General features: G+C 71.1%; 6 protein-coding genes. 3 read left to right on the top strand and 3 right to left on the bottom strand.

All coding sequences use genetic code 11. The annotated features are described in order from the left end of the window. Positions 1-137: 137 nt before the first annotated feature. Together AC3EO7_RS19440 and AC3EO7_RS19435 are read left to right on the top strand one after the other, a co-directional pair. Complete coding sequence (locus AC3EO7_RS19440) at positions 138-1109, top strand: ATP-binding cassette domain-containing protein (protein ID WP_435591986.1); 972 nt, start codon at positions 138-140, stop codon at positions 1107-1109. Between the two features lie 17 nt (positions 1110-1126). Beyond that, the gene (locus AC3EO7_RS19435) at positions 1127-1915 is read left to right on the top strand and encodes an ABC transporter permease (protein ID WP_435592053.1); all 789 of its coding nucleotides are present in this window, start codon (positions 1127-1129) and stop codon (positions 1913-1915) included. Between the two features lie 61 nt (positions 1916-1976). Here AC3EO7_RS19435 and AC3EO7_RS19430 read toward each other — a convergent pair whose 3' ends face one another. Continuing rightward, a complete protein-coding gene (locus tag AC3EO7_RS19430; RefSeq protein ID WP_435591985.1) occupies positions 1977-3182 on the bottom strand; it encodes a hypothetical protein in 1206 nt (401 codons plus the stop codon). A 411-nt stretch (positions 3183-3593) separates the two neighbouring features. Here AC3EO7_RS19430 and AC3EO7_RS19425 point away from each other — a divergent pair, with 411 nt between their 5' ends. Then, complete coding sequence (locus AC3EO7_RS19425) at positions 3594-4214, top strand: TetR/AcrR family transcriptional regulator (RefSeq protein ID WP_357455373.1); 621 nt, start codon at positions 3594-3596, stop codon at positions 4212-4214. Between the two features lie 16 nt (positions 4215-4230). Here the strand turns inward: AC3EO7_RS19425 and acpS are convergent, their stop codons facing one another. Together acpS and AC3EO7_RS19415 are read right to left on the bottom strand one after the other, a co-directional pair. Further along, positions 4231-4668, bottom strand: a complete 438-nt coding sequence (gene acpS / locus AC3EO7_RS19420; protein ID WP_431962500.1) for a holo-ACP synthase AcpS — start codon at positions 4666-4668, stop codon at positions 4231-4233. Positions 4669-4799: 131 nt separating this feature from the next. Beyond that, a complete protein-coding gene (locus AC3EO7_RS19415) occupies positions 4800-14156 on the bottom strand; it encodes a fatty acid synthase subunit beta domain-containing protein (protein ID WP_435591984.1) in 9357 nt (3118 codons plus the stop codon). Between the last annotated feature and the right edge of the window lie 90 nt (positions 14157-14246).

Below are 14246 nucleotides of genomic sequence, written 5' to 3'. Positions count from 1 at the left end.
CGTACCTCCGCCTTCGCTCCGGCCATGCGTGGGTCTATCGACGGACTCCGCATCGCACGGCATCCCTCTTGCGCCCAAGAACTGTTTACTCTATAAACTACGTTTATTCGATAAACAGTTTTCGGATCGGAGATCCCATGTCCCCCGAACCACTCCCCGCCCTCGCGGTGCGCCGGCTCGGCAAGTCCTTCGGCGCGCACACCGTGCTCACCGACATCGATCTGAAAGTCGCCGCGGGAACGGTCTTCTCGCTGCTCGGGCCGAACGGGGCTGGCAAGACCACCCTGGTGCGCATCCTCGCCACGCTGAGCAAGCCGGACCGCGGCGAGGTCCGCGTCTTCGGGCACGACCTGGCGGGCGAACCCGACGCCATCCGCAGGCTGATCGGCGTCACCGGCCAGTACGCGGCGGTCGACGGCGTGCTCACCGGTACCGAGAACCTGCGGCTCACCGGCAAGCTGCTGCACCTGGGCGCGGCCGAGACACGCCGCCGCACCGCCGCCCTGCTCGAACGGTTCGACCTGGTCGACGCCGCCGATCGGCCGGTCGGCTCCTACTCCGGCGGCATGCGCAGGCGCCTGGATCTCGCCATGAGCCTGATGGGCGAGCCGCGCATCGTCTTCCTCGACGAACCGACCACCGGCCTCGACCCGCGCAGCCGCCGCGATTTGTGGTCCGCTATCAGGGAACTCGCCGCCGACGGCGCGACCATCTTCCTCACCACGCAGTACCTCGAGGAGGCCGACCAGCTCGCGGATCACATCGCCGTGCTCGACGATGGACGCATCGTCGCCGAAGGCACGCCCGAGGAACTCAAACGCCTCGCCCCCGGCGGCCACATCCTGCTCCGCTTCGCCGACCGGCACCTGCTGGCGTCCGCCGCCCGCGCCGTCGACGAGCACTCGCCGGCCACGATCGGCCAGGTGGATCCGGAGCAGCTGACCCTCCAGGTTCCTTCCGACGGCAGCGCAGCCGAGGTCAAACGCCTGCTCGACCGCTTCGCCGACTTGGACATCGCCGTCGAGCGACTGACCGTGCACACCCCCGACCTCGACGACGTCTTCTTCGCGTTGACCGGCCACCAGAGCCGCACCGAATCGGCCGCATGAGAAACGAGACCACGCCCATGATCACCCCCTCCCCAGCCCTGCGCGTGCTGCGCACCGTCCAGGACTCCGGGACCATGCTGGACCGGAACCTGCGGCACACGCTGCGCAGCCCCGACACCATGATCATGACGATCGCGCTGCCGGTCATGATCCTGCTGATGTTCGTCTACGTCTTCGGCGGCGCCATGGACGTCGGACCCGGCGCCTACATCGACTACGTGGTGCCCGGAATCATCCTGCTGTGCGCGGGTTTCGGCGCCGCCACCACCGCCGTCAGCATCTCCACCGACGTGGCCGAGGGCATCGTCGACCGGTTCCGCACCATGGCCATCGCGCGGTCGGCGGTGCTCACCGGGCACGTGGCAGAGAGCCTGATCCGCAACCTGATCACCACGGGTCTGGTCATCGTGGTCGCGGTCGCACTGGGTTTCCGCCCCACCGCCGACCCGCTGCGCTGGCTCGCCGCGCTCGGAGTGATCGCCATGTTCGTGCTCGCGCTCTCCTGGCCGGCGGCGGCCATCGGCCTGCTCGCGCGAAACCCCGAGGCGGCCAACGGTTTCACCTTCTTCTTCATGTTCCTGCCCTATGTGAGCAGCGCGTTCGTGCCGACCGGCTCGATGCCGAGCTGGCTGCACCTGTTCGCCGAGAACCAGCCGGTGACGCCGGTCATCGAGACCTTGCGCGGCCTGTTGATGGGCACCCCCATCGGCGACAGTGCCCTGCTCGCGGTGCTGTGGTGTGCGGGCATCGCCGCGGTCGGCTATCTGGCGGCGGGCGCACTCTTCCGGCGGCGCACCCGCGGCTGATCACGAACGACAAGGCCCGGCGCCACTGCGGCGCCGGGCCTTTCGGGCTTCTCGTCCTTCGTCAGGCCTGCGTCACCTGCTGCGACGCCCACTGCGCGAGCAGGCGCATGTGGTTGTCCCACCACTGGTAGAACTCCGCGGTGAAGGGCGCGGGCGGGGGCGCCTCGCCGGGGAACAGCATGGCGTCGTTGGGCGCTCCGACCCTGGTGGTGGACGGTATGCCGGTGCCGGGAAGGACCGGAGCGGCCGCGGGCTCGGACTCCTGCGCTGCTTCGTACTCCTCCAGGGTCAGCGGACCGATGCGACCGCCCCAGTACTGCGTCACTTGCTGCGACGCAGCCGTCACGTCGAAGGCCTGCGGGGCCGATTCCGGGTCGGGATCCTGGCGCGCGCCGTCGGGGTGGAACTGTCCCGGCTGCACCGAGGAACCGATGATCATCCCGCTGGACGACCCGGTGTCGAAGACCACGTGCGCGTCGGCGGTGGTCCGCGCGTCGGCCACGACCGACCGCGTGGAGTTGTTCAGCGTGTACACACCGCCGGCGACCAGACCGGCGGCCACCACGCTGGCCGCGACGAACACCGCGGGCGTGCTCCGGCGGCCGCGCGGCTCCTCGACGGTGTCCACCAGTTCCGGCACGTCGTCCATGGCGAACATCGCGGCGCCGAGGGCCGCGGCAGACGAGGCGATCCGGCAGGGCAGCACGGGTGCGCCGAATCGGTCCGCGGCCGCGCGCACGGCGGGCGCGTGCGCGGCGGAACCGATCAGCACCACCGCGTCCGGCCGGACGGCGGCCGCTTCGAACTGGTCCCACGCCGCGGTCACCGCGACGCCGAGCGACTCCTCGCTCGCGGGGCCGGTCTGGGCTATCGCCGCCAGCACCCGATCGCGACCGCGATCGACCAGCGTGAACGCCTGGTGACCCGGGACCACCTCGCAGACCAGCAGATCGTCGAACTCACCGAGCCAGGTCATCGCCCCTGCCGCGCTCAGGTGCGCGGATTTCGCCGAGAGCAGCGACGCCGTGCGCCACGGACCGGATGCCAGCTGGGTCACGACGGCCCGGCGCTCGGCGGCGTCACGGTACGCGACCGCGGTGCCCGCGATCTCCCATTCCGGTCCGATCTCCGCGGCGACTTCGTCCATCGCGGTCTCGACCGCTGCCGCCACATGCGCCTTGGTGTCGCCGTACGTCTTCGCCACCAGGTGGACCAGCACGCGGTCGAGCAACTTCTCGCCGGTGTCGGCGAGCGCTACCGCGTGCACAGCGCCACGTTCGGTGGAAACGCCGAGAGTTACCACAGATCGAGCTACCACAGATACGCCCTCCCAGTGACTTTCCGGAATGGATCGCCCGACCGGCGGACGCGTCCGGACCGAGTCCGTCCCCAGCCCGCGCACGGCCGTAGCGAAGGCGGAGGTGCGCCGAGGTGGGCGAACACCCTTGGCAAAACGTGCCTGCGGATGCACGCACGCTCGGTTAGTGTTCGCTGCCACAACCGCTACGGATGGGTGGTGAAATGTGACAGACCTGGACACGCAGACCAAGTGCGCGTGTCGCGTGCGTGTCGGTACCGCTAGCCTGGATACGTGGAAGTAAACACGGAGGCCAGGTCGAAGCCGTCGAAGCGACACCTGGACCCCGCGTTGGAATTGCAAGACGACCCGCAAGAGCTGATGCCGCGCAAGCGGCCGACTCAGGAACGCAGTAAGCGCAAGTTCGACGCGCTGCTCCAGGCCTCCCGCGAACTGCTGGTCGAGGTCGGTTTCGAATCGTTCACCTGTGAAGAAGTCGCGGCGCGGGCCGAGGTCCCGATCGGCACGCTGTACCAGTTCTTCGCCAACAAGTATGTGATCGTCTGCGAGCTGAATCGCCAAGATCTGGTTGCCGTTTCCCAGGAACTGGCCGATTTCCACGGCGAGGTGCCCTCGCTGGACTGGCTGCGGCACATGAACCAGTTCGTCGACCACCTGGCCAACCTGTGGATGACCGACCCGTCCCGGCGCGAGGTGTGGCTGGCCATGCAGTCGACGCCGTCCACCCGGGCCACCGGCGCGATCCACGAGAAGCAGTTCGCCGAGGTCGTCTCGCAGATGCTGCGTCCGCTCACCCCGCGCACGCCGCGGGTGCGGCGCACCATGATGGCCGAGGTCCTGGTGCACGTCGTGTACTCGATGCTCAACTTCTCGGTGCAGGACGAGCAGTCGCACGCGGAGGCCGTCGCCGAGCTCAAGCGGCTCATGGTCGCGTATCTGCTTGTCGCGGAGAAGGAATCCCGCACCGCCAGCGAGCGCTGAGCGCGGTGGGCCCGGCTCACCCGGAAGTCTCGCGCCCCTCGATCAGATCGGCGAGCTCGCCCGGATCCTCCAGCACGACCATCGCCGCCGCCGTGTCGCCGTCATGGGTCAACGACAGATGCACCCTTGCCCTCGGCAGGAATTCGGCCGCCAGACCGTGCAATTTGATGCTCGGCCTGCCCCAGGCGTCGTTGACCACCTCGATCAGCGGGTACGGGTTGTCGCCGATCTGCGGGCGCCGTGCGAAGCGCGACGACGCCCACGCCTTGAGCACCGCCTCCTTCGCCGCCCAGCGCGCGGCGAAACTGCGCGCGGGGTCGGTGCCCTTGCTCTGGCAGTAGCGCCGCTCTCCCGCGGTGAAACTCTCCCTGAGCATGGTGGTTCCGGATTTTTCGAGCTGTTCGGCGAACTCGGAGATGGTCACCAAGTCCAGGCCGATCCCCAGAATGGTCAATGCGTCGCAGCTCCTCAACCCTCATGGAGCGCGGCCGCTCGCGCGACCGCACTCCGTTCACCGGACCCGGCGAACCGGCCGGGTCCCGGCCGCCCGCACCGGACGGCCTGAGTGAAGGGTAGTGGCCGAAGTCACTCAGCCAAAGATCCGTCACCCTCGAGTTGTCCGACGATGACCGCGCCCGTGCCGCAACCGAATCCGTCGGCGCGGTAGGCGCCGTCCGCGCCGAGGCGGGCCTGCGGCGAGAGCAGCATGTCCGCCTCCAGCTGACGAATCCGCTTGGCGGGCGTGCCTTCTCCGCCGAGCCGTCGGTCCGCGGGCCGCTCGTACAGCGGCGCACCGCCGCACATGGCCTCGACCATCCGCTGCCGTCCGGCCAGCTGCCGCTGCTCGGCTCGGCGCTGGTACTCGTCGCGCCGCACCGGCTCGATCGCCTGGAGGAACGCCTGCGGGTGCACCACCGCGAGCAGACCGGAGACGTGCCCGAAGCCGAGCGAGGTCACCAGACCGGCCTTGAGCGGGAACCGCTCGCCGAAGCGCAGCGCCTCACGCGGCCACACCAGGTGCGGGTAGGCCTGCATCTTCTCGTCGACGCAGTCCAGGCTCCGGTTCGGCGGCACCACACCGGTTTCCAGCATCTGGCACAGGCCGATCAGCTGGAACGCGGCAGCACCGCCCTTGGCGTGTCCGGTCAGGCTCTTCTGCGAGACGACGAACAGCGGCGCGCCGTCCGAACGACCGATCGCCGTGGCCAGCCGCTCGTGCAGCTCGGACTCGTTCGGGTCGTTGGCCGCAGTGGAGGTGTCGTGCTTGGACACCACCGCGATCTCGTCCGGCGTGACGCCGAGCTTGCGCAGCTCCGCGGCGAACCGGGACTCGCGTCCGCCGCGACCCGCGCCGAGCGCGCCGAGGCCGGGCGCCGGGATCGAGGTGTGCACGCCGTCGGCGAAGGACTGCGCGTAGGCCACCACGCCGAGCACCGGAAGGCCCATCTCCAGCGCCACGTCACCGCGGGCCAGCAGCACGGTGCCGCCGCCCTGCGATTCCACGAAGCCGCCGCGGCGGCGGTCGTTGGCGCGGGAGAAGTACCGATCGCTGATGCCCTTGGCGCTCATGGCCGCCGAGTCCGCGGTCGCCGACATGTCACCGAAGCCGACGATGCCCTCGATGCCCAGATCGTCGAAGCCGCCCGCCACGACCACCTCGGCCTTGCCGAGCCGGATCTTGTCGACGCCCTCCTCGACGGACACCGCCGCCGTGGCGCAGGCCGCCACCGGATGCACCATCGCGCCGTAGCTGCCCACGTAGGACTGCACCACGTGCGCGAGGGCCACGTTCGGCAGCGCCTCCTGCAGGATGTCGTTGGGCCGCGATTCGCCGAGCAGGTTGTCCACGTAGAGCGAGCGCATCGACGACATGCCGCCCATGCCGGTGCCCTGGGTGTTGGCCACCAGCGAGGGGTGCACCCAGCTCATCAGCTCGGCGGGGCTGAAGCCGGAGCCCACGAACGCGTCCACCGTGCAGACGATGTTCCACAGCGCGACCCGGTCCACCGAGGCGGACATATCGGCGGAGATGCCCCAGATGGTGGGATCCCAGCCGGTGGGGATCTGGCCGCCGACGGTGCGCGACAGCTTGGCCTTGCGCGGCACCCGAATCTCGGTGCCCGCCTTGCGGGTCACCGTCCAGTCGCCGGAGTCCGGCACCGGCGCGATGACGGTGTGCTCCGGGTCGGCCGTGTGGAAGGCGCGGGCCTCGGCCTCGCCGCCGACCGTGAACGACAGATCCTGGTCGAGGAAGACCGAGGTCATCAGCGGCGCGGTGTTGTCGAGCATGGCGCCGTCGTCCTCGTAGCGGCGGATGCCGCAGCGGGCGACCACGGTGTCGTGGTAGCGCTCGGCCAGCTCGGACTCCGGGACGTAGTCGCCGGATTCTGCGTCGTACCACCCCGGCTTGGGGTCGTTCTCCCAGGTGACGAGCCCGGTGGTCCAGGCGAGTTCGAGCACGCCCGCGGCGGAGAGCTCGTCGGAGACCTCCATCTCGAAGCGGGTGCGCGAGGAACCGTACGGGCCGAGCTCGGCCGCGCCGACGATGACCACCATGTCGGCGAGATCGGCGGTGACCTCGCCCCATTCCGGCACCGGCAGCGCCGAGGTCATGGCCGGCGGCGCGGGCAGCGCCGGAATGGTCGCGGCCGCGGCGGTTTCCGCGGTCTCGTCCGCTTCCCGCTCGGCCGCCTCCTTGGCCAGCGCGGGCAGATCCAGCTTGGCCCTTGCCAACCCGCCGGTCAGGTCGATCTGCTGCGGACCGGTGGCGGTCACCTGGCGGGCTCGCGAGGTGCACCACTTGAGCAGCTCGTCGGCCATCTCGGTGGTGGACCAGGTCTGCACGCCCGCCTTCTCGACGGCCTCCACCATCGGGTCGTTGTGGCCCATCAGACCGGTGCCACGCACCCAGCCGATCAGCGCGTGCACCAGGGTGACCCGCGTCGACCAGGACTTCTCGGCCCGCCACTTGGCGACCACCGCGTCGAGCGCGGCCTTCGACTCGCCGTAGGCGCCGTCGCCGCCGAACATGCCGCGGTTCGGCGAACCGGGCAGCACCACATGCAGCTTCGCGTCCACGTCGTGGTCGGCGCCGAGCTTGGACAGCCCGCCGATGAGGCGCTCCACCGACCAGAGCAGCACGCGCATCTCCATTTCGGCGCGCGCGCCCGCGTCGGCGAGGTCGCCCGCGACCCGCGGCGCCGCGAACGGCAGCAGCAGGGTCGGAGTCATGGCGTCCTTGGTCTTGACCTTCGCGCCGCCGACGGTGTCGACCTGCTCGCTGCCGACCCAGTCGATCAGCGCGTCGACGTCCTGGTAGGAGGCCATGTTGGCGGGCACGACCCACAGGGCGGCGCCGTGCCTGGCGTTCTCGCGGTAGAGCTTCTTGTAGAAGGCCATCCGTTCGTCGCTCAGGCTCGAGGTCGTGACGATGACGGTCGCGCCGCCGCCGAGCAGGCGTCCGGTCGCCGCCGCGGCGATGGACCCCTTGCTCGCGCCGGTGATCACCGCGATGTCGTCCGACCACAGACCCGGCTCTTCGCCGCCACGCGCGGCCTCGGCGATGCGCTCGTACAGCCCGGCGAGCACCGAGCGTGCCTCGTGCTTGGCCTGCTCTCGCCACCATTCGGCCTGCGCGGCAACCGCTTCGCCCGCGCCGAGGAAGCCGTCGACCGGTCCGTCGGCCGAGGCGATGTCGTCCAGCAGCCACAGCCGCGCGAGGTCCTCGCGCGCGGTCGCCCAGCGGTCGTCGATCAGCACCGCTTTGCGTCCGTCGAACGCGGGCGCGACCAAACGCGGCCAGTCCGAACCCAATTCGGCCGACACCAGGTCGACCAGCGTGTCCTCGGTGGCCTCCGGCGCGGACACCTGCTCGGCGAGGCCGAGCTGCTCGAGGATCACCCGGGCCGCCGAGGCGAGCACGCCGCCGCGGCCGGTGATCTGCTCGGTGAACTCGCCGAGCGCCGCCGCGTCGACCGTGGCGCCGCCGCCACCGCCTGCCGCGGGCAGCGACACCGCGACACCGCGCCGGGCGGCGACCGCCTGCACGGCCGCGTCGATGGCGGCGTCGACCGAGGCTCCGTCGCTCAGCGCGCCGGCGACCAGTCCGCCGAGATCGCCGCCGCGCACGCTGGCCCCTTCACGGGTGCCGAGCGAGACCTCGGCGGTGACATGGCTGGCCCAGCCGTCACCGAGTTCCCACACCTTCTTGACGCGCTCGGCGATCGCGGCAGGTCGCTTGCCGGACGGGCCGAACACCTTGCGCAGGTGGTCGTTGATCGAGTCGGAGAGCACCGAGCCGAACGGCTTGTAGGTGCGCGCCAGCCGCTCCACGGTGGCCGACAGCGCGCCCATGTCGGCGTCGGCCGCGCCGTCGATGGCGCCGAGCGAGAGCTCCGAGCCGAGGTCGACGAGCAGCTGGTTGCGCCGCGAGGAGACGCCGTCGCAGAGGCCCTCGATGGTGTCGACCGGCCCGATCTGGTCCAGCCGCAGCTTGGTCCACAGGGCGATGAGCACCCGGGTGGCGTCGGCGGCGGTGAACACGATGTCGTCGGGGCGAGGTCCGCCGGAGCTCGCGACCGGGGCGGGCGCGGCCACCGCGGCGGGCGCGGCGGCGGCCGGAGCCGCGGTCTCGGCCGGAGTCTCGTCGGGTTCGTCGACCGGCGCGGGATCGGTGTCGGTCGCGTAGACGACCCCGGCCTCGCGCTCGATGTTGAGCACCTCGACGGTGGCGGTGCCGAAGCTCGGCAGCTTCAGGGTCTGACTGGCCAGGTTCGCCACGGTCGGCGTCGCGCCGAGACCGATCTCGACGAACCGCTCGACACCGAGTCCGCCGTGCGCGGCATCGGTGAACAGCAGGTCCTGGGTCTCGATCCAGCGCACCGGGCTGGCGAACTGCCACGCGAGCAACTCGATCAGCACCACCCGGCACAGCTCGGCAGGCCGGGCCGCCCAGCTGTCGAAGTCGGCGAGCACCGCGACCAGCGGTTCCGACGGCACCAGATCCGCGATCTCCTGGACGAACGCGCGCTCCAGCGTGAACGGCCTCGGCACCAGGTTCGGGATGTAGCGGCCGAGGAGCACCTCCGGGTGCAGGTCCTCGGGCAGCAGCTGCGCGAGCTTCTGCCGGAACTCCGGCACGCCCTTGCGCAGCACGGTGGAGTGGAAGGGCACGTCGATGCCAGGCACCAGGATGAAGGCCCGCTTGCCGCCGAATTCGGCGCGGCGGCGGTCGATCTCGACCTCCAGCGCCTCCAGGCCCGCGACCGTGCCCGCGATCGCGTACTGCGAGCCGCGCAGGTTCAGGTTGACGACCTCGAGGAATTCGCCGGTCTGCTCGGACACGTCGCCGACGAACCCGATCACGTCCTCGTCGGCCAGACCGATCTGCGAGGGCCGGATGGCGGCCATCCGGTAGTCGCTGCGGCCCTGGGCATCCCGCGGCACCAGCTCGTGCATCGCCGAACCGCGCTGGAACACCACCTCGAGCACCGCCTCCAGCGGCAGCACGCCCGCCACGGCGGCGAGCGCGTTGTACTCGCCGACCGAGTGGCCCGCGAGCATGGCGCCCTCGACGAACGCACCCGCCTCGCGCAGCTCGGCGACCTGGGCGACGCCGAGAGTCGCCATCGCGACCTGGGTGAACTGCGTCAGGTGCAGCACGCCGTCCGGGTGCCGGTGCTCGACGCCGCGCGCCTTGAGGTAGGTCGGGTTGTCACGCACCACGGCCAGAATGGAGAAGCCGAGCGCCTCGCGGGTGTGCTTGTCGGCGCGCTCCCAGATCTCCTTGGCCGCTTTGGACCGCGACCGGGCGTCCAGACCCATCCCCTTGCGCTGGATGCCCTGCCCCGGGAAGGCGTACACGGTCTTCGGCGCCTTCGTGCGGCCGGTCGCGGTCATCACGAGATCGCCGCCCGTGCGGCAGGAGACCTCGACGATCTCGCTGCCCGCGTCGAGGGCGATCCGCTCGACTCGCACATCGATCTCCGCGCCGGGACGCACCATGCCGAGGAAGCGGGTGGTCCACGCGGTGAGCGTGCGTGCGGGAATCGAGCTTTCGGGATCCACGGCGGACACCGCGTGCTGCGCGGCGGCCGACAGCCACATGCCGTGCACGATCGGGCTGCCCAGCCCGGCGAGCTTGGCGGCGTTGTCGCTGGTGTGGATCGGGTTGTGGTCGCCGGACACCGTCGCGAAGGCGTGCATGGCACGCGGCGCGACGAGAGTGACGTCACGGCGACGGCGGCGCGGCGTGTCGGCAGCCTGCGCGGCCGTGCCTCCGGCCCGCGGGGGATCGGCGAGTTCGCCCGCGCCGTTGCGGCCGCGGATGGCGAACCGCTCGCTGAGCCGGGCCAACGGCACCACGTCGAGGCCCTTGTCCCGCATCTCGCCGACGGTGACCTCCACCTCGACCACGCGGCCCATGTCGGTGTCGAGCACCGACTTCGACTCCGCGCGGACCACAAGAATGCTCGTGGTGGAAGGCAGTTCGCGCAGCAGCTCGATCTGGTGGTCGAGATGCACCAGGTCGAGCATGCCCTCGATGACCGAACGCGCGTCGCCGGTGCGGGTCGCGCCGAGCACCGCGAACACCGTGGGCCAGCAGGCGCCGACCAGCACGTCGGGCACGGTGCGGCCCAGCGTGCTCAGCGAAGCGGGCAGACCGGAGCCGGTGACGCCTGCGTGGTCGGCGATGAGATCCGGGGTCCAGGCCAGGTTGACGTGCGCCACCCCGCCCTTGACCTCCGGCAGCGACTGGCCCGCGGCGACCGCGAGCAGCTCCGCCATGGCGGCCTCGGCGTCGTCCTCGGTGATCACCGGCGCGCCGCCGTTGTAGGTGGAGACGGGGACGGTGATCCGGATGCGCACCGCGTCGCTGCGCAGCAGCGGGACGGTCAGCTCGACGTAGGAATCGTCGCCCTCGGGACCGGTGGTCTCGACCAGGGTGGCTCCGGTGCGCGGGTGCACCGCGCCCCTGCCGTCCACGGTCCATTCGGCGACGTCGCCGAGCCGGTGCACCGGGTTCACGGTGGTGCGGCCCGACCACTGCACGTCGGGGGCGGCCAGCACCGCGTCGATCGGACCGTTCGTCACGCCCGCGGCGCGGCGCGCGTCGACCGGGGTCGGCACCACGCCCGCACGCACCAGCGAGTAGGCGGTGTCCTGTTCGAAGCGGTCGAGCAGCTCACCGACCGGCTCGTCCACCCGGGTGATGCCCGCGACCGCCACGGTGCCGGGGATGATGCACACCTGATCGGCCGAGTAGCGCGGGTCGTGCGCCTGCCACAGGGAATCCGAGCGCCACCAGCGCCGCACGTCGGCGTCGACGACCGGCACGAAGTTGACCGGCTTGCCGGGGATCTTGCACAGCGCGACGAAGAACGGCACGTCGGCCGGGTGCAGCAGGGTCTGCGCGGCGGCCGGGTACTGCTGCTTCAGTGCGCACAGCGCGTCGACCGGACGCTCGAACGCCGTGTCGTCGGCGAACAGCGTCGGGATCTCGCCGCGATCGGCCGGATGCAACCGGGATTCGGTGCGCCGCACCATCTCCGCGAAGCGGTCCCGCCAGGTGATGTCGAGCCACACCGAGCGGGTGGCGTCGAGGATGGCGTCGCCGAGATCGCTGCCGCAGTCGAAATCCTTGCGGCGGTCCAAGCCGACGGCCAGCTCGACGTAGCGCTCCAGCCAGTCCAGGTAGGTCATGGTGCCGAGATCGCCGAAGTACGGCTTGGCGGTGCCGTTCAGCGCCGCGATGATCTCGTCGCGCCGGGCGGCGACCGCGTCGGCGTCGCCCGCGACCTCGTCGAGCAGGCGGCCGGTGCGCGAGGCGGCGTTGTCGATCTCGTGGATGTCGGCGCCCAATTGGCTACGGCCCGACGCCATTCCGCCGGACGCGGTGCCCGCGCCGACCCAGTCGGGGGTGCCGGGGGTGTCGACGAGCAGCTGCTTCACCTCGGGCGCGGTGGTGGCCTCCAGGGTCGCCATCGCCGCGGTGCCGACCAGCACTCCGTCCAGCGGCATCACCGGGTAGCCGTGCGCGGCCGACCACACGCCGGTGAGGTATTCGGTGGCGCGCTCGGGGGTTCCGATGCCGCCGCCGACGCAGACCACCACGTTGGCGCGGTTGCGCAGTTCGGCGTAGGTCTCCAGCAGCAGGTCGTCCAGGTCTTCCCAGGAGTGGTGACCGCCCGCCTTGCCGCCCTCGATGTGCATGATCACCGGGTAGTCGGGGACCTCGTCGGCGATCCGCAGCACCGCGCGGATCTGCGCGACGGTGCCCGGCTTGAACGCGACATGCGAGATGCCGACCTCGGTGAGCTCTTGGATGAGCGCGACGGCCTCGTCGAGCTCGGGGATACCCGCGGTGACGATCACGCCGTCGAACGGGGCGCCCGCGCTGCGGGCCCGCTGCACCAGGCGCTTGCCGCCCAGCTGCAGCTTCCACAGGTACGGATCGAGGAACAGCGAGTTGAACTGCACCGCGCGACCCGGCTGCAGCAGCTGCTTCAGCTCGGCGACCCGGTCGGCGAAGATCTGCTCGGTCACCTGGCCGCCGCCCGCGAGCTCGGCCCAGTGGCCCGCGTTCGCCGCGGCCGCGACGATCTTGGCGTCCACGGTGGTCGGCGTCATGCCCGCGAGCAGGATCGGCGAGCGACCGGTCAGCTTGGTGAACGAGGTCTCCACCACGATCCGGCCGTTCGGCAGCCGCACCGGACGCGGCGCGTAGTCCGACCACGGCCGCGCCCGCTCGGGCGCGGCGCCGGGGGTCAGCAGGCTGCGCTGGCCGGGACGGGTCGCGGCGGCGACGATGCCGACGCCGCTGCCCTTCAGCGATCCGCCGGTGACCCGGCTGAGCAGATCACCGGGGCCGAGATCCAGAATCCACTGCGCGCCCGCGGCGATCACGTCGTCCACCGACTGCACCCAGTCCACCGGATCGACGAGGATGGCCTTCGCGAGCGAACCGGCCAGCTCCTCGTCCAGCCCGCACTGCGCGGCCCAGCCGGACACCATCTCGACCGTGTCGGCGAGCGCGGGGTGGTGGAACGCGACGTCGACCGACACGTCCTCGAAGACGGGCGCGAACACCGCACCGCCGCGCACCTTCGCGTCGCGCGCGCGGGTCTGCTCGTCGGAGATCTGCGCGCAGCGCTGCCGCACCCGCTCCAGCTGCGTCGGGATGCCCGAGAGCACCGCCCTACGCCGCCCGTTGAGGATCGCGACCACGGCCGCGGCATCCGGACTCACACCCTCGGCAACCTCCGCGACCACCGCGCGCAACTGCTCGGGATCGACATTCGATACCGCCACCATCGGCGAGCGCTCGCCCACCGGCATCAGGCCGCGCCGCCGCGCGACGAGATTGCCCGCCGCGCCGACCAACTGCGCGATCGCCAGCAGCTCGGCGTCCTGCGTGCCGCCCGACCGCACCGCGGCGGCGGCCAGCAGGCCCTGCGAATGCCCGACCACGGCGACCGGCTCGTGCTCGGCCGGATCGAGGCCCTGCAACCGCAGCGCCCGCAGCGCCGCCAGCTGGGTCAGCAGCACGCCAGGCATCGACACCGCGGCGGACCGCAGCACCTGATCCGACGGCGCGGCCGAGGTCTCGCCTTGATCGGTGTCGACCAGCTCGTCCTCGAGCATCCACGCGACCGGGTCGAATCCGACCGGCCGCACCACGAGCAGTTGTGCCGCAACGGGCTCCAGCAGCGCGGCCGCCTCGTTGACCAACGCGGTCAGCTCCGGCTCCAGCGCGCTGTCGCGCCCGATCTCTTCCAGTTCGCCCAGCCACTGCGCGCCCTGCCCCCCGAAGGCCAGCGCGTACGGCGTCCCGTTCAGCAAACGATCGAGCAGGGGCGATCGCACGCCGGCTGCCTGCCCGGCCGTCCTGACCACCTTGGCGCTCGCTCCGGTCCCGGTCTCGGTGCTCTCGTTGATCGTCAAGACGATTCGACTTCCTTCTCCTGGCGACATGCCCGATGTCGACACGCCGCTTCCTCCGGTGCGCGGGTCGTCTTCGACCTCTAGGCCTGA

Source organism: Nocardia sp. bgisy118, from assembly GCF_057708605.1.
This window is presented reverse-complemented; position numbering and strand designations above follow the sequence as displayed.